This is a genomic window from Bacillus sp. NP157, from assembly GCA_018889975.1.
GTDB lineage: Bacteria > Pseudomonadota > Gammaproteobacteria > Xanthomonadales > Rhodanobacteraceae > Luteibacter.
Map to the genome: position 1 here is coordinate 4,055,082 of CP076546.1, position 15,040 is coordinate 4,070,121.

At 67.1% G+C, this 15,040-nt stretch carries 15 protein-coding genes; 6 read left to right on the plus strand and 9 right to left on the minus strand.

The features are described from left to right. Positions 1–19: 19 nt before the first annotated feature. Together KPL74_18500 and KPL74_18505 are read right to left on the minus strand one after the other, a co-directional pair. Positions 20–250, minus strand: coding sequence for a helix-turn-helix transcriptional regulator (locus KPL74_18500; GenBank protein QWT19728.1), 231 nt, complete (start codon positions 248–250; stop codon positions 20–22). Next, on the minus strand, positions 243–698 hold the full coding sequence (locus KPL74_18505) for a hypothetical protein (GenBank protein ID QWT19729.1): 456 nt from the start codon (positions 696–698) through the stop codon (positions 243–245). The genes KPL74_18500 and KPL74_18505 overlap by 8 nt, the downstream gene beginning before the upstream one ends. A 218-nt stretch (positions 699–916) precedes the next feature. Between KPL74_18505 and KPL74_18510 the strand changes: the two genes are divergently transcribed. Genes KPL74_18510 through KPL74_18520 form a run of 3 tightly spaced genes read left to right on the plus strand, consistent with a single transcriptional unit; the run spans position 917 to position 3,763 of the window. Continuing rightward, positions 917–1,930, plus strand: a complete 1,014-nt coding sequence (locus tag KPL74_18510) for a PAS domain-containing protein (protein ID QWT19730.1) — start codon at positions 917–919, stop codon at positions 1,928–1,930. Then, positions 1,923–3,314, plus strand: a complete 1,392-nt coding sequence (ntrC, locus tag KPL74_18515; GenBank protein ID QWT19731.1) for a nitrogen regulation protein NR(I) — start codon at positions 1,923–1,925, stop codon at positions 3,312–3,314. The genes KPL74_18510 and ntrC overlap by 8 nt, the downstream gene beginning before the upstream one ends. Then, positions 3,311–3,763 carry a GNAT family N-acetyltransferase gene (locus KPL74_18520; GenBank protein ID QWT19732.1) on the plus strand — a complete coding sequence of 151 codons (453 nt, stop codon included), beginning with the start codon at positions 3,311–3,313 and terminating at the stop codon, positions 3,761–3,763. The genes ntrC and KPL74_18520 overlap by 4 nt, the downstream gene beginning before the upstream one ends. 123 nt (positions 3,764–3,886) lie before the next feature. Here the strand turns inward: KPL74_18520 and KPL74_18525 are convergent, their stop codons facing one another. Together KPL74_18525 and KPL74_18530 are read right to left on the minus strand one after the other, a co-directional pair. Continuing rightward, positions 3,887–6,373 (minus strand): EAL domain-containing protein, encoded by a 2,487-nt coding sequence (locus KPL74_18525; GenBank protein ID QWT19733.1) that lies wholly within the window; start codon positions 6,371–6,373, stop codon positions 3,887–3,889. Between the two features lie 74 nt (positions 6,374–6,447). Beyond that, positions 6,448–7,575: a hypothetical protein gene (locus KPL74_18530; GenBank protein ID QWT19734.1), complete on the minus strand. Its 1,128-nt coding sequence runs from the start codon at positions 7,573–7,575 to the stop codon at positions 6,448–6,450. A gap of 193 nt (positions 7,576–7,768) precedes the next feature. On the opposite strand from KPL74_18530, the gene KPL74_18535 reads away from it, so the two are divergent. After that, on the plus strand, positions 7,769–9,055 hold the full coding sequence (locus tag KPL74_18535; GenBank protein ID QWT19735.1) for an acetyl-CoA C-acetyltransferase: 1,287 nt from the start codon (positions 7,769–7,771) through the stop codon (positions 9,053–9,055). Positions 9,056–9,094: 39 nt separating this feature from the next. Continuing rightward, entirely contained in the window at positions 9,095–9,667 is a 573-nt protein-coding gene (locus KPL74_18540) for an energy transducer TonB (GenBank protein QWT19736.1), read from the plus strand. A gap of 26 nt (positions 9,668–9,693) precedes the next feature. Here KPL74_18540 and KPL74_18545 read toward each other — a convergent pair whose 3' ends face one another. The 5 genes from KPL74_18545 to KPL74_18565 form a co-directional block, all read right to left on the minus strand. Further along, positions 9,694–11,664, minus strand: coding sequence for a phospholipase D family protein (locus tag KPL74_18545; protein QWT19737.1), 1,971 nt, complete (start codon positions 11,662–11,664; stop codon positions 9,694–9,696). Between the two features lie 49 nt (positions 11,665–11,713). After that, complete coding sequence (locus tag KPL74_18550; protein ID QWT19738.1) at positions 11,714–12,268, minus strand: YceI family protein; 555 nt, start codon at positions 12,266–12,268, stop codon at positions 11,714–11,716. A 21-nt stretch (positions 12,269–12,289) separates the two neighbouring features. Continuing rightward, a complete protein-coding gene (locus KPL74_18555) occupies positions 12,290–12,760 on the minus strand; it encodes a histidine phosphatase family protein (protein ID QWT19739.1) in 471 nt (156 codons plus the stop codon). A gap of 62 nt (positions 12,761–12,822) precedes the next feature. Further along, positions 12,823–13,455, minus strand: coding sequence for a ParA family protein (locus tag KPL74_18560; protein QWT19740.1), 633 nt, complete (start codon positions 13,453–13,455; stop codon positions 12,823–12,825). Between the two features lie 52 nt (positions 13,456–13,507). Further along, complete coding sequence (locus tag KPL74_18565; GenBank protein QWT19741.1) at positions 13,508–13,705, minus strand: hypothetical protein; 198 nt, start codon at positions 13,703–13,705, stop codon at positions 13,508–13,510. Positions 13,706–13,880: 175 nt separating this feature from the next. Here KPL74_18565 and KPL74_18570 point away from each other — a divergent pair, with 175 nt between their 5' ends. Continuing rightward, positions 13,881–14,927 carry a hypothetical protein gene (locus KPL74_18570; protein QWT19742.1) on the plus strand — a complete coding sequence of 349 codons (1,047 nt, stop codon included), beginning with the start codon at positions 13,881–13,883 and terminating at the stop codon, positions 14,925–14,927. Positions 14,928–15,040 lie beyond the last annotated feature (113 nt).

Sequence of the window (15,040 nt, forward strand, 5' to 3'; positions counted from 1 at the left end):
AAGGTATTGCGCTTCGCAGCTACTCGTCGCTCGACGACGAGCGGTCAAGCTGGAAGACATCGGCTATGGGTATGGCCAGTGCTTCGGCGATCTGCAACGCAAGAAGGGTGGACGGAATGAACACTCCGTTTTCGACGGTGTTGATGGTTTTGCGTGCGACACCCACCCGCTCCGCCAATTCGGCTTGCGTGAGCTTGGCCGCGATTCGCAGTGCCTTCAAATGCACCACCAGCTTCGGTCGACTAAGCATGCTGGGCGCGCCATTCGAAGAGCACGAATGCCAGCACGGTCGCGACAACGCCCATATCCGTGGCGCTGCGACCGATCATCAGCCCATCGACGTTGATCAGGTGGGACGTAACCAGCCCATATCCGATAACTGACGCAATGCTGGACACCGTGAAGCCGACGGTGAAAGCGCCGCGCACATGCGCCCGGGTCATCTCGTCGTTCAGATAGGCCTGCACCGGTGCCGTGGTCGACACGAAGCCGGCCCGCAGCACCGTAAGGAAGAGGATGCCGACCCATACCGCCCAGAACCAGAAGTCCACTTGAGGCGAGATGTTCCCCTGGCCGTGGCCAAGGCCAAGCGCAATTTGCGCAGCAGCGAAGAGCACCACCTGTACGAGCAGGCTTACGGTTCGAATGCGATCGAGCCTGGCAATGGTCTCTCCAGAAACGGCGTGGTGGGTAGGCATTGCGATTCCTTCAGTGACGGGTTCAGGCGATCTGTAACCCTGAGGTGACTTGTAACCTTAGGGTGACTTGTAACCTTGAGGTTACTTTTCGTCAAGCCTGTGACGAAGGCGACCGCCCATTGGGTGGCGCGACCGGTTCGTTACGAGCATGGGAATCCGTCCGCGATATAGGAATCCGTCCGGTTGCACCGCACCATTTCCCTCCCTACATTGGTGCAATGAATGCACCGGATCAGGCGGAACTGTTGACATTGCTGGGCACGGGGCTTGCCGTGGTGGGCCCGGACCTCTGCGTCACGTGGCTCAACCCGGCCTTGGGCGAGGTGCTCGAAGTCGGCCCACGCACGGCTGTCGGCCACCCGCTGGCCCAGCTCATGCGCGAGCCGGCGCTGGCCAGCCAGCTGGCGCGGACGGCCGCGGAAGGGCGCGGCTTCAACCTCCGCGGCGTCACCTTCGGCGTCGCCAGGGGCCGCGAAGTCACCGCCGACCTGTCGCTGCAGCCGATCGGCGATGGCCGCGTCCTGGTTGAAGTCCATCCGCTCGCTGCCGACGTCGGCGCGCATGGCACGCCACTCTCCGCGACGCTGCGCGGTTTCGCCCACGAAGTGAAGAACCCGCTGGCCGGCCTGCGTGGCGCGGCGCAGCTGCTGGAACGCCGCGTCGCCGACGACGACCTGCGCCAGCTGGCCGCGATGGTGATCGCCGAAGCCGACCGGCTGGCCGCGCTGGCCGATGGCCTGCTACGCCACCGCGGTGCGGCGCGGATCGGGCCGGTCAACATCCATGAACTGCTCGAACGCCTCGAAGGACTGGTCACCGCCGAAGCCGACGCGCCCCGCGTGCGCCACGACTACGACCCGAGCCTCCCGGACGTCACCGGCGATGGCGACCGCCTGTTGCAAGTGCTGCTCAACCTCACCCGTAACGCGGCCGAAGCCGGCGCACGCACGATCACCCTGCGCACGCGCATCGAGCACGGCGCGCGGCTGGGCGAACGCACGGTACGCGCCGCGCTGCGCGTCGACGTCATCGACGATGGCCCCGGTGTCGCCGACGACATGCGCGACGTGTTGTTCCAGCCGCTGGTCAGCGGACGCCCCGATGGCACGGGCCTGGGCCTCGCGCTGTCGCGCGAGATCGCGCTGGAACACGGCGGCGACCTGCGTTGCGTAAGCCATCCGGGCGACACCGTGTTTTCCCTGTACCTGCCGATGGAGCGCCCGCATGAGTGAGATCTGGATCGCCGACGACGATCGCGGCGTGCGCTTCGTGCTCGCGGAAGCCCTGCGCGATGCCGGCCATGCCGTCCGCGAATTCAGCGCGGGCGACGCGGTGCGGGCCGCACTGGAAGAGAGCCGGCCGGCCCTGCTGGTGACCGACGTGCGCATGCCCGGCGAGAACGGCTTGCGCCTGCTCGAAGACCTCACCCGGCGGAACATCGGTCCGGTGATCGTCATGAGCGCGTTCACCGACGTCGCGACGACGGCCGCGGCGTATCGCGCGGGCGCGGCGGACTACCTGGCCAAGCCGTTCGACCTCGACCAGGCGGTCGAGACCGTCGAGCGTGCGCTCACCGCGGCGAACGAAGAAATCAGCATCCCGCCGCAGCGGGGCGATGCGCATGCGTTGATCGGCGAGAGCCCGGCCATGCGCGAAGTGTTCCGGCTTATCGGACGCGTCGCCGCCAGCGATCTCAACGTGTTGATCACCGGCGAGACCGGCACCGGCAAGGAACTGGTCGCGCGTGCACTGCACGAAGAGAGCGCGCGTGCGGGCAAACCGTATGTCGCGTTGAACACGGCGGCCATTCCGGCCGACCTGCTCGAGAGCGAGCTGTTCGGCCACGAGGCGGGCGCATTCACGGGCGCCACCCGGCGCGTGGCGGGACGCTTCGAGCAGGCCGACGCCGGCACGCTGTTCCTCGATGAGATCGGCGACATGCCGCTCGGCCTGCAGACCCGCCTGCTGCGCGTGCTCGCCGGTGGCGAGTTCTACCGCGTGGGCGGTCGCGAGCTGATGCACGGGAACGTGCGCATCATCGCCGCTACCCACCAGGACCTGGATGCCCGCGTCGCACAGGGCCTGTTTCGTGCGGACCTCAAGCACCGGCTCGATGTCGTCCGCATTCCGTTGCCGTCGTTGCGCGAGCGGCGCGGCGACATCCCCCTGCTGGCGCGGCATTTCCTCGCCCAGGCGTCCACCGAACTGAACCTGCCGTCCAAGCGTTTCTCGCGTGGTGCGATGAAGCTCGTCGAGCAACGCGACTACCCGGGCAACGTGCGCGAACTGGAGAACCTCTGCCGCCGCCTCGCCGTGGTGGCACCGGGCGTGGAGATCCAGGCGGCCGACCTTGGCGCCTTGCCCGCGCGTGCCACGCGTAGCGGCGAGTGGACCGAGGCCTTGCGTACCTGGGCGCAGGATGCGCTGGCACAGGGCGAGATCGACATCCACGCCCGCGCCCGCGATGCGCTCGACAAAACCTTGCTGCAAGCCGCGCTGATCGCCAACGACGGTCATCGCCAGCAGGCCGCGATCGCCCTGGGTGTCGGCCGCAACACGCTCACGCGTAAACTCGGCGCATCGCGCAAACGACGCCCTTCGACGGACCTGACATGAGTATTGAAGTACGCCGCGCCACGGCGGCCGACGCGGATGCCATCGCCGGCTGGAACATCGCGATGGCGTGGGAAACCGAAGAAAAGCAGCTGGACCCGGAGACGATCGGACGCGGCGTGCGCGCGGTGTTCGGCGAGCCAAGGCGTGGGTTTTATCTCGTCGCGGAGCAGGACGGCGTGCCGGTGGGCTGCCTGATGGTCACCTACGAGTGGAGCGACTGGCGATGCGGCGACTTCTGGTGGGTGCAGAGTGTCTACGTGGCACCGGAAGCGCGGCGCGGTGGGGTGTTCCGGGCACTGTATGCCGAGGTGAAGGCCTTGGCGGAAAGCGCGGGTGCGGTCGGCGTGCGGCTATATGTCGAGACGGAGAACGCGCGTGCGCAGGCGACGTATGGCGGGCTGGGGATGGAACGCTGCCATTACTACATGTACGAGCAGATGCTCACCTGACACCCCGCCGTTTGTAGGAGCGCGCCTGCGCGCGAATGGGGTTTCGGCGGCGGTTGGTTTTTGCGAATTGGGATAATTTGGTTTGTAGGTTGTCGCCAAAAGATGTCGCGCACAGGTGCGCTCCTACACGGTGACGGTCAGGCCGCTGTCGACCTGGGCGACGCGTTGTTCGAATTCGCGGGCAGGGACGGCGCGGCCGAACAGGAAGCCTTGCATCAGGGCGCAGCCGGCGTTGCCGAGGAAGTTGGCTTGCTCGACGCTTTCCACGCCTTCGGCGAGCACCATCTTGTTCATGCCCTTGCCCATCGCGATGATGGCGCTGACGATGGCGGCGCTGTCGTTGTCCCAGGCCACGTCGCGGATGAAGGCGCGGTCGATCTTCAGCGTGTCCACCGGGAAGTGCTTCAGGTACGACAGGCTGCAGTAGCCGGTGCCGAAGTCGTCCAGGCTGAGCGACACGCCCTGGGCCTTGATCCGGTGCAGCAGCTCGGCGATATGGTCGCCACCTTCCATCACCGTGCGTTCGGTGACTTCCAGTTCGAGCAGGGTCGGGTGCAGGCCGGTCTCGACCAGGATGCCCTGCAGCGATTCGAAGAAGCGCGTGTGCTGGAACTGCAGCGCCGACACGTTCACCGACACCGACAGCGGCCGGTACGACTGTGACCACAGGTGGGTCTGCCGGCAGGCTTCGCGCAGGGCCCATTCGCCGATCGGCACGATCAGGCCGCAGTCTTCGGCCACCGGGATGAACTGTTCCGGCGTGTAGATATCCTGGCCGTCCACCTGCCAGCGCAGCAGCGCCTCCGCACCGACGATGGTGCCCAGCTCGACGTCGACCTTGGGCTGGTAGTGCAGGCTCAGCTCGTTACGCGCCAGCGCCTTGCGCAGCTCCACTTCGATGCGGACACGCAAGGTGTTGCGCTCGTTCATGCTCGGGTTGAAGAAGCGATAGCCATTGCGGCCCTGCATCTTCGCCTCGTACATCGCGGCATCCGCGTTGCGCAGCATGGACTCCGCGTCGAACGCATCGTCCGGATACAGGCTGATGCCGATGCTGAAACTGATCGCCAGCGCCGACGCGTCCAGGCCGATCGCTTCGTTGCAGGCTTCGAGCACCTTCTCCGCGACGTCCGACGCCTGCGTGGCGTCTTCCACGTGCGGCAGCAACACGACGAACTCATCGCCGCCAAGGCGGCTGACGGTATCGTCGGAACGCACGGCGGAGCGGATCCGCCGGGCGACTTCCTGCAGCAGGGCATCGCCCGCGGCGTGGCCCAGCGAATCGTTGATCTGCTTGAAGTGATCGATGTCGACGAACAACAGCGCCGCGCGTTGTTTCCGGCGGTTAGCCACGGTTACCGCGAACTCCATGCGCGACTGCAGCAGCGCCCGGTTGGGCAGGCCGGTCAGCGTGTCGTGGTGGGCGAGGTGGGCCATCTTCAGGGCGAGCGCACGCGTCTCGCTCACGTCGTGGAAGACCACCACGCCCCCGACGACGTTGCCGGCATGGTCGTGGATCGGTGCGGCCGAGTCTTCGATCGGGCTGTCGAAACCGTTCCGGTGCAGCAGGATCGCATCGGTGGTCAGGCCGATGATGGTGTTCTTCTGCACCGCCGTCCGCAGCGGATTGACGATCGGCCGGCGGGTCAACGGATCGCGCAGCTGGAACACATCGTCCATCGAACGGCCGACGGCTTCGTGGCTGCTCCAGCCGGTCATCGCTTCGGCGATCGGATTGAGCGAGGTGACGATCAGGTCGGGATCGGTGGTGATCACCGCGTCGCCGATCGACTTCAGGGTCACCTCGGCCAGTTCGCGCTCGCGGAACAGCGCGTCTTCGAAGGCCTTGCGTTCGGTGATGTCCTGGATCTGCGAGACGAAGTAGATCGGTTCGCCGTGCTCGTCGCGCACCAGCGACACGGTCAGCATCACGTGCACGATGTGCCCTGCGCGGTGCACGTAGCGCTTTTCCATGTGGAACGACGCCCGTTCGCCGGACAGCACCTGCATGGTCAGGCCGAGGTCGGTGGCGAGGTCGTCCGGATGGGTGATGTCCTGGAACGTGAGCGCGAGCAGTTCGTCCTCGCTGTAGCCGAGCATGCTGCATACCGCGTTGTTCACCTGCAGCCAGCGGCCGTCGGGCAACACCAGCGCCATGCCGATCGCTGCGTGGCGGAAGGCCTGGGCGAAGCGGCGTTCGCTTTCCTTCAGTCGCGCTTCGAGGGCATGCCGGTCGGAGATGTCGGCCAGCACGACGAAGGCGCCACGGACCGTGCCGTGTTCGTCGGCATCCGGCGAGAAACTGGCCTGCGCGTAGCGATGCGCGTGCTCGCGCCGCAATTCGCGATCGGAGATCACCGGGTGACCGGCGAGGGCGGCGGTGATGCCCGGTTCGATCCGGGCGTAAAGGTCGTCCGGCACGAGCTCTTCCAGCCGGCGGCCCGCTACGGCGACATCATCGCCGATGCCCATCCATGCCCGGTACGCGGGGCTGGCGTAGCGCAGACACCCATCGAGCCCGACGTAGGCGATCATCGCGGGCGCGCGGGCCAGCAGGAACGCCGGCCAGTCTTCGGCGGCATGCTCGTCGGGTGGGGCCGGGTGGTGCATGGGAGGGCCGGAAGAATGGTGTCCCACTCTAACCTGCCTTGGTCCGCCGTCGTATCCCGGCGGCGTGAACGCGTTCAGTGCAGCGAGGGCGCCGGGGCGGTGAGCTGGGCGCGCTCGTCCAGCATCAGCCGGCCCAGGGTCTGGAGTTCGCTGTCGGTGCCATAGCGGGTTGCCATCGCCTCGAGCAAGGGCACGAGTGCATTGGGTTCCAGCGGATAGCCGTGGGCGAGCACGCGGGCCTTGCCGGGCACCGGCTGGGCCACGGTGATCGCGGCCATGCCCAGGCCGGCCGCTTCCTGGGCGTAGAGGCGCGGTGCCGGCAACGCCGGGTCGGGCTCGGCGAGTGCTTCGACCAGGTAGCCCGCCGACGAGGCCGGGTCGCCCTGCATATGCAGCGGCACATGGTGGGCGGCCAGCAGGGCGGCGTACTGGCGCAGTTCGAACAGCGTGCCGGCCAGCTCGTGGCTGGGGTTGTCGCGGCTGGCACCCTCGCGGGCGAACCAGCCGGCGATGCCCGGGATGCTGACCCGGCCTTCGGCGTAATGCAGGGGCAGGCCGCGCGAGCCCAGCGCGGTCTCTTCCTTATAAGGGGTGAGCAGCGCCGCCTCGAGCATCGTCCACAACGGGGCGAGGTTGACGTGCTCGTACTGCACGCAGGTGAGCGCCAGCAGGTCGTCGCGGCTCAGATAGCGGGCGTGTTCCAGGCGAACGCCCAGCGTGCGCATGAGGAAATCGGCGGTGCGCGAACCGGCTTCGCCGCGGCCGACCAGCTCCACTTCCATCGACTGGACCAGCTCCTCGGCCAGCTCGGCCGGGGCCAGCAGGACCCACGGCAGCAGGCGCATGGGGCCGCCGGCGTAGCGCGGATCCGGCACCAGCGGCTGGGCCGGCATGTGGCCCTCGTGGGTGCCGAACGCCACCACGCCGCCCTGGGTGGTCACCCGCGGCACGCGGCGGGCGAGTTCTTCCAGCGTCGCGAACACCGGGAAGCCGGGGCGGAGCAGCTCGACGCCGTCGAACAGGGCGCCGGCCAGGGCGAAGCGCGACGCCTCGACCCCCGGCAGCAGGGCGCGCAGGTCCTCGGCCATCAGCGCGGCCAGCTCCTGGGCTTCGTCGCGGGTCAGCTCGAGGCGATCGGGGGCTTCGCCCGGGACCAGTTCCAGCGCCAGGACGGCGGGGCAGGCGATCAGCGGCTCGGACACGACGCGGTTTCCACAACGGCAAAGGAACGCAATTCTATCATCCGGCGCCTTTGGTCTTTCGTTGGGAGGGGATGCGGGTTAGCCTTGCTGACACCCGGTACGTCGGCGATCGTCGGCGTCCACGTTCCCTTTGGCTTCGATCATTGGCTGGTCGGGCATTTCTCCCTGGTTTCTGGACAGTCCCTCATACAGCATGGAAAAGACGCAAAAGCGCGTGGGTGTGGTCGGCGGCGTCCGCATTCCCTTCTGCCGCAACAACACCGCGTACGCCGATGTCGGCAACTTCGGCATGTCGGTCAAGGTGCTCGGCTCGCTGGTTGAGAAGTTCGGCCTGCATGGCGTGGAGCTGGGCGAAGTGGCCATGGGGGCGGTGATCCGCCACTCCTCGGACTGGAACGTGGCCCGCGAAGCGGTGCTGTCGTCCGGCCTGAAGGCGACCACGCCCGGGATCACCACGGCGCGCGCCTGCGGCACCTCGCTGGACAACGCGATCATCATCGCCAACAAGATCGCAGCCGGGCAGATCGATGCCGGCATCGCCGGTGGCTCGGATACGACCAGCGACGTGCCGATCGTCTACGGGCAGAAATTCCGCAAGCGCCTGCTGGCGCTGAATCGCGCGAAGACGCTGAAGGAAAAGCTTCAGGTCGCCACGCGCGGTTTCTCGTTCAAGGAACTGAAGCCGTCGTTCCCCGGCGTGGCCGAGCCGCGCACCGGCAAGTCGATGGGCGACCACTGCGAGATGATGGCGAAGGAGTGGCACATCGGCCGCGTCGAGCAGGACGAGCTGGCCCTGGCCAGCCATCGCAAGCTCGGCGCCGCCTACGATGCCGGCTTCTTCGACGACCTGGTGGTGCCATTCCGCGGGCTGAAGCGCGATGGCTTCCTGCGTCCGGATACCACGCTGGAGAAGCTGGCCTCGCTGAAGCCGGCGTTCGACAAGACCTCCGGCCAGGGCACGCTGACCGCGGGCAACTCCACCGGCCTGTCCGATGGCGCCGCCGCCGTGCTGCTGGCCAGCGACGAGTGGGCCGCAGAGCGTGGCCTGTCGATCCAGGCGTATTTCCTCGATGCCGAGGTCTCGGCGGTCGACTTCGTGCACGGCGAAGGCCTGCTGATGGCGCCGACCGTCGCGGTCCCGCGCATGCTCAAGCGCCACGGGCTGACCTTGCAGGATTTCGATTTCTACGAAATCCACGAGGCGTTCGCCGCGCAGGTGTTGTGCACGTTGCGTGCATGGGAATCCGACGATTATTGTCGCAACCGGCTGGGCCTCGATGGCCCGCTGGGATCGATCGATCCGGCGAAGCTCAACGTCAACGGTTCCAGCCTCGCGGCGGGTCACCCCTTCGCGGCCACGGGTGCGCGCATCGTCGCCGCCCTGGCAAAGATGCTGGAACAGAAGGGATCCGGCCGTGGCCTGATCTCTATCTGCACCGCGGGTGGCATGGGCGTCACGGCGATCCTCGAACGACCCTGATCCGGGCGGCGCGTCGCGCGCCGTCCCCATCGGACCGATATGTTTGCACTGCGTACCAGCACTTCCCTCAGCGCGCTCGGCCTCGTCCTTGGCATCGCCGGCACGACCTGGCTGACCGCGCTCACGTACGAGCGCGCCCCCGCCACGCGTCGCCTGGCGGAGATCGCCATGCCCGGTACGGCGCCGGCGTTGCTCGCGAAGACGATCGGCGACCGGCCTTCGTCGCCGACGCCGCCCGAACGCCTGCGCGTACGCGCCGTCGTCGATCTCGCGGCACGTCCGCTGGTGCACCATCCGGTGGCCGCGGCTGCGGCGCCGGTCGAAGCCGCACAGGCCAGGGAGCCGCTGGTGCCGGTCTACATGCCGTCGCCGCGTTATCCGATCGCCGCGCTACGCGCCCATCGCGAAGGCCAGGTGGTGTTGAGCGTCACGGTCACGCCGCAGGGCGATGTCACCGCGGTATCGGTCGGCCGCTCCAGCGGCGACACCGAGCTGGACCGCTCCGCCGAAGACGCCGTGCGCAACTGGCGCTTCGCCGCCGCCACCGACGGCCGCCCCCCGCGCTACACCTCCGACCTCCCCATCCGCTTCGAAATCACCGACCCCCTGTAGGAGCGCGCCTGCGCGCGATTTCCAGATCACAGGATCCCGGACGACGCCGACCCAAACGCCGTAATCATCCGCGTATAAATCAGCTTCAACGACACATCCACTTCCGGAAAGTCGCCCACCGGCTCATAGCATTCAAAGAAACGCGGATCAGTCCAGCGCATCGGAATACACCCCGGCTTCAGCTCATAGCTCGTCGCATAGCGGAACGGCCACAGGTCGAAGAACGGCAACCGCTCCGACACGTCGCCAATAAACTCGTTCACTTCCGCCAGCACGGGGATCGTCTTCTGCCGCGGCCCGATCACCCACGCATTGCCGGGTTCGGTGTCCTGCATGATCGATTCGCGCAGGCGGTCGGAGAAGCGCTTGTCGTAAATGATCACGCCCGACTCGGTGTTGTAGTGGTCCGAGCGCGGATCGAAATTGTGCGTGCCGACCATGGCGAAGGTGTCGTCGACGACGATCGACTTCGCATGCAGGCCAAAGCGCACGCCTTCGGTCAGCAACGGCGCCGGCCGATGCCGCGCGCCCGGACCATACCGGCGACCCGCCGAGAGGAAGCCGGTCGATTCCGAGGGCCCGTTCGACACGCCGGGCCGGCCGCGCCGACGTCCATCGCTGCCCGAGCCACTGCCCGAGCCGCCGAGCGCACTACCCGTCGAGCCACCCGCTGAACCCACCTCGCGGTTGATCGGCGGCGAGGGGACGTCGAGGCCCCAGTTATCCAGCGCATCGCGGTCCGCGTTCGACGGATGCGGCTTCATCTCGTAAATCTCGAAGCCGTAGTCGGTGAGATAACGCTTACGGTGCTTGTACGACATGGCGTACACGGCGAAGGCATCGGTGGACGCGAGCGAGTTGGTCGAGACGACCACGCGTGGTGGATCGGGCAACTGGTGCAGGTTCGAGAAGATCTTCTTCGCCGGCCTGCTCATCACGAGGTAAGGCGTCTGCAGTACCACCTCGCGCTTCGCGTTGCGCACCAGGCCCATGATGTGGCGGGTCAGTGCGCGCGACTCCCTGCGCTTGGGCTCGTCGGTCTTGCCCGGCAGGTCCGAAAGGTATTCGACCCGGTTGAGGCGAAGCGTGTTGCGCACGATGCGCTCGTCGAGCCACGCGGGGTCCAGCGCGTGGTCGATGACCTCGGCCACCCGTTCCGGTGCGTCGTAACTGGGCACCGCCCAGCGCTTCGTGTCATCCGTGTCCGACACCAGTTCGCTGTTGACGTCGCGCAGGTGGGTCAGCGCCACGGCGCGCTTGTGGTTCCAGAACTGGTCGAAGCTGGCGCCCATGGCCTTCGCCGCCGGGCCGCCGATCATGACGTCACGATCGACGTAGTCGAATTCCGGGTCCCAGTCGAAGTAACGGTCTTCGTAGTTACGCCCACCGGTGATGCCGACCAGGTCGTCGACCACCAGCAACTTGTTGTGCATGCGCTGGTTGAAGCGGAAGAAGCAGCAGACGATGCCGGCGGCGAACTCCAGCGGCGGGGTCTTCGCGCTGGAGAAGGTTGGGTTGTACAGGCGGATTTCCATGTCCTGGCTGGCCCGCGCCAGCCCGGCCAGCAAGCCGGGGTCGCGGAACGAGAACAGCTGGTCGGCCAGGATCCGCACGTGCACGCCACGCCGGGCGGCGGCGACCAGCTCGTCGAGCACCAACTTGCCGGCGTCGTCCTGCTCCCAGATGTAGGTCTGCACATCGATCGACTGGCGGGCGGCGCGGATCAGGTTGATCCGGGCGGCCAGCGCGGTCTCGCCGTCCTCGAGCAGGGTGGCGACGTGCACCGGCTTGTCGGCGGTGGACGCGGCGTTCGCCTCGCGCGCGGCATCCACCAGCGGCGAGGCGATGGCGCAGTGGTCGTCGGCGGCACAGGTCGACTGCCGATCGATGGTCAGGGCGACCACGGCGTCGGCCTTCTGGATGCGCGCAGGCGACAGCGAACAGCCGCCGGAAGCGAGCGAGGCGGCAAGGACGATGAGCATGAGGAGGCGGCGCATGCCGCGCATCATAGGGGACGTGGTGCAACGGTACGTGAGCCGCGAGGGCTCAGCGTGCCTCGATGACGATCGCCATGCCCAGGTTCACCCGGTCGGAGAGCGCGCCGCGCCGGCCGGTCATGCCGAAGTCCGTGCGGTCGATGATGCCCTGCAGCTGCAGGACGCAGCCGGCCATGGCGTCATGCGGGCAGCGGTTGGCCAGCAGGCGGAAGGTGACCGGGCGGGTCACGCCGCGGATGGTCAGGTCGCCTTCCACGTCGCCGCCATGGCTGAGCAGGGCGACGGCAGTGGGCCTGGAGACGAAGTGGATGCTGGGGTAGTGCTCGGCGTCGAAGAATTCCGGGGCCAGCACCCAGCGGCGCAGGCGTGCGGATTCCATCTCGATGCGCGCGGTATCGATGTCGGCGTTGACCACCGCGGTGTCGGTGGCAGGGTCGATCGAGAGATCGCCACGGATGCCTTCGAAGCGGCCCGTGACCGAGGTGACCCAGAGCAGGCGCACGCTGAACTCGGCCCGGGAATGCAGGGCATCGATCCGCAGGTCGGCGGCACGGAGGGGTGCCGCCGACAGGAACAATGCGATCGCCAACAAACAAAGGCGCATCAGGCAACTCAAGGGGCAGGGCTAGTTAGGCGGGGACCAGAAGGTTTCAAGCTTGGCGGAGCCCGGTTGCAACGGGCCATCGAACACCAGGCGAGCCATGCCGGCCGGCGGCATGCCGCGGTAGTCCTCGGAGCGACCCTCGACAAGGAAGGCTACCAGTTGCTCGATGCCGGGATTGTGACCGACGAGGACCACGCGCTCGACGTCGGCCTGGGTGTCGAGCAGGTCGTACAGGTCGCCCACGGTGGCGTCGTAGATCGCGTCGTCGTAGACCGGCTCGACCTGGCCCAGCGCCAGCGCCGCGGTCTCGCGGGTGCGCTCGGACGGGGAGCAAAGCACGCGGTCGTAGTGCACCTCGTGCTCGGCCAGCCACTGGCCAGCGGCACGGGCTTCATTGCGGCCGTGCTCGGTGAGCTTTCGCTCGCGGTCGTCCTTGCCTTCTTTGCCGTTGGCATCCGCCTCGGCATGGCGCAACAGGATGAGTTCACGCATGGGTATCGTCCTCCGCTAAGGCCACGAGTCGTGGCGTAATCCTTGTCGCGGTGCCCTTACGCTCAGGTGCTTCGCTTTATCCAGCGAAGAAGTTTCGCCCAGTCGTCCTGGTGTCCGCGCACGTTTTCCGAGTGATAGTCGAAGATGCCCTTACCGAGCGCCGTGAGCAAGACGTACGCTTGTGAATCGCGAAGTTCCGCGACCACCGGGAACGGCGCCTGTTCGGCCAGGTCGGCCATGGCCTGCTGGCTGGCGTTCGTCCACGGCTTCAGCCGATTGCCCACGAGGCCCACCGGCAGCTTGCCACGCTTTACCCGGTTGATGCCTTGCAGGATCTTGAGGAAATCCAGCGTCGCGTCGAGGTCGAAGGACGACGGCAGGACGGGCACGAGGATGACGTCGGCCTTTTCGAGGTAAGGCTCCAGGTCCTTCTCGTCGACACCCGCGGGGGTATCGACGATCACGCGCTGGATGTCGTCGGAGAGGCGATCGAAGGCTTTGCGGCTGCCTTCGATGGCAACCACGCCCGGCACGTTCTCCGGGCGGCGGCCGGCCCAGCGCAGGCTGGAGTGCTGCCGGTCCGCATCGATGATGGCCGTGTGTTTCCCGGCCTGGGCCCAATGGGTCGCGAGCTGGGTGACCAGCGTCGTCTTGCCGCAACCACCCTTGCTGCTTGCCACGAGCGTCGTAAGCATCCGCGAGCACCTGCCTTGGGAAGGTACCTAGCCTACACAGGCTCGGCGCGGATCAAAACATCTTGGCGCGCACCTTGGGCATCAGCACGAGGATGAGCGTGGCGAAGGGACCGAGGATCAGGGAGAGCAGCCACCAGACGAGTCCACTGCGGTTCTTGCCCTGGGCCAGGCCCGCGTTGATCAGCGTGAGGGTGCCCCAGCCGACGAAGAAGCCAGCGCGTTCGCTGGCGAAGATGGCGAATTGATCCATTGTAAGCTCCTGTTCTATCGCAGGATTGGTGGTGCGGTCATGCGGCGCTGGCGCCGTATTCCCCCCGCGCTGGCCTCGATGGTAACAATGTAGAGCCCGTGTGAAGCCGGAACGTCCCAGCTTCCGTTCATGCTCAGGCCGTATCCTCACCGTTTTTATGTCAGGGAGATGTCCCATGCGGGGACGCTTTATCGTGACCCTGGCGCTCGCCGGGCTGGTTTCCTTGCCCGCGTTCGCCGCCGAGCCCTGGCCGGGCGCTGCAGCGAAGGCGCCGGCGAAGGCCGATGCCAGGGCCCAGAAGGACCAGACGCAGGCTTTGCTGCAGTTCCAGAAGGACCTTGCCAGCGTTCTGGCGCTGCGCACCGAGACCGAGCCGCTCCTTGGCGCGGCCCTGCTGGCGCGCCCGTTGCCCAAGCCGCCTGAAGTGCTGAGTTACCACACCCTCCTGGAACGCGCCTCGCGCAACGCCGATGCCGGCCCGCGGGTGACCTGGGTCAGCCTGGCCGACTGCGACGCGAAGGCGGATGCCTGCCCGAATGCCGAGGCGGTGAAGCAGCTGCAGCAGCAGGCGCCGGATAACGCCGCGGTGTGGATGCTCAAGCTGGGCATCGACGACCACGCCGGCGATGCGTCGGCGGCGCGTGCCGACCTGGCCAGGGCGGCGAACGCCCGCGTCTATGACGACTACCTCGGCGCCAGCATGAAGGCGCTGGCCACCTCGGTCAGCCAGCTGCCGCCCCCGGCGAACACCTTCAACGCCCTGCAGGGCTCCGGTGCGGCCGGCGTGCAGATGGTCATCGTTTTCGGCCTGGCCAGCGCGCAGCCGACCCCGTCGTTCCAGTCCACGGCGCGCTTCTGCGAGGCGAACAAGGACAACGCCGCGATCGTCGGCGACTGCCTGAAGCTGGCCAAGGTGCTGGAGTGGGGCAGCAGCCCGCTGGGTCGCTCGCTCGGCCTGCACCTGCGCGAGACGCTCTCAACGGACAGCGCCGACCAGCAGTCCGCCAAGGCCGCTCGCCTCAACCTGATCTGGCAGATGCAGCGTTTCGCCCAGCTCAACGTCCAGGCGCAGGGCGACAAGGCCACCGCGCAGAAGATGCTGATGCTGGCGCGCAGCGGTGGCACGGAGATGAGCGTGGTGCTCGCGGCGCTACGCGCCTACGGCATGCCGGCGGAAGCGCCGGCGGGGTGGGAGCCTTCGCACGTGGAAAGCGGTAAATAAAAAAAGGGCGCCCAAGGGCGCCCTTTTTAATGGCTTTGTGTAGGAGCGCGCCTGCGCGCGATTGGGTGATACGGCGAATCCGACTCTGATACAGCTAATTGAGTTCGCTGATC

What these genes read in the sequence shown, in the direction of transcription:
- KPL74_18500 (QWT19728.1), bottom strand. Translation starts at nt 250, where the DNA reads ATGCTTAGTCGACCGAAGCTGGTGGTGCATTTGAAGGCACTGCGAATC.
- KPL74_18505 (QWT19729.1), bottom strand. Translation starts at nt 698, where the DNA reads ATGCCTACCCACCACGCCGTTTCTGGAGAGACCATTGCCAGGCTCGAT.
- KPL74_18510 (QWT19730.1), top strand. Translation starts at nt 917, where the DNA reads ATGAATGCACCGGATCAGGCGGAACTGTTGACATTGCTGGGCACGGGG.
- ntrC (QWT19731.1), top strand. Translation starts at nt 1,923, where the DNA reads ATGAGTGAGATCTGGATCGCCGACGACGATCGCGGCGTGCGCTTCGTG.
- KPL74_18520 (QWT19732.1), top strand. Translation starts at nt 3,311, where the DNA reads ATGAGTATTGAAGTACGCCGCGCCACGGCGGCCGACGCGGATGCCATC.
- KPL74_18525 (QWT19733.1), bottom strand. Translation starts at nt 6,373, where the DNA reads ATGCACCACCCGGCCCCACCCGACGAGCATGCCGCCGAAGACTGGCCG.
- KPL74_18535 (QWT19735.1), top strand. Translation starts at nt 7,769, where the DNA reads ATGGAAAAGACGCAAAAGCGCGTGGGTGTGGTCGGCGGCGTCCGCATT.
- KPL74_18540 (QWT19736.1), top strand. Translation starts at nt 9,095, where the DNA reads ATGTTTGCACTGCGTACCAGCACTTCCCTCAGCGCGCTCGGCCTCGTC.
- KPL74_18545 (QWT19737.1), bottom strand. Translation starts at nt 11,664, where the DNA reads ATGCGCCGCCTCCTCATGCTCATCGTCCTTGCCGCCTCGCTCGCTTCC.
- KPL74_18550 (QWT19738.1), bottom strand. Translation starts at nt 12,268, where the DNA reads ATGCGCCTTTGTTTGTTGGCGATCGCATTGTTCCTGTCGGCGGCACCC.
- KPL74_18555 (QWT19739.1), bottom strand. Translation starts at nt 12,760, where the DNA reads ATGCGTGAACTCATCCTGTTGCGCCATGCCGAGGCGGATGCCAACGGC.
- KPL74_18560 (QWT19740.1), bottom strand. Translation starts at nt 13,455, where the DNA reads ATGCTTACGACGCTCGTGGCAAGCAGCAAGGGTGGTTGCGGCAAGACG.
- KPL74_18565 (QWT19741.1), bottom strand. Translation starts at nt 13,705, where the DNA reads ATGGATCAATTCGCCATCTTCGCCAGCGAACGCGCTGGCTTCTTCGTC.
- KPL74_18570 (QWT19742.1), top strand. Translation starts at nt 13,881, where the DNA reads ATGCGGGGACGCTTTATCGTGACCCTGGCGCTCGCCGGGCTGGTTTCC.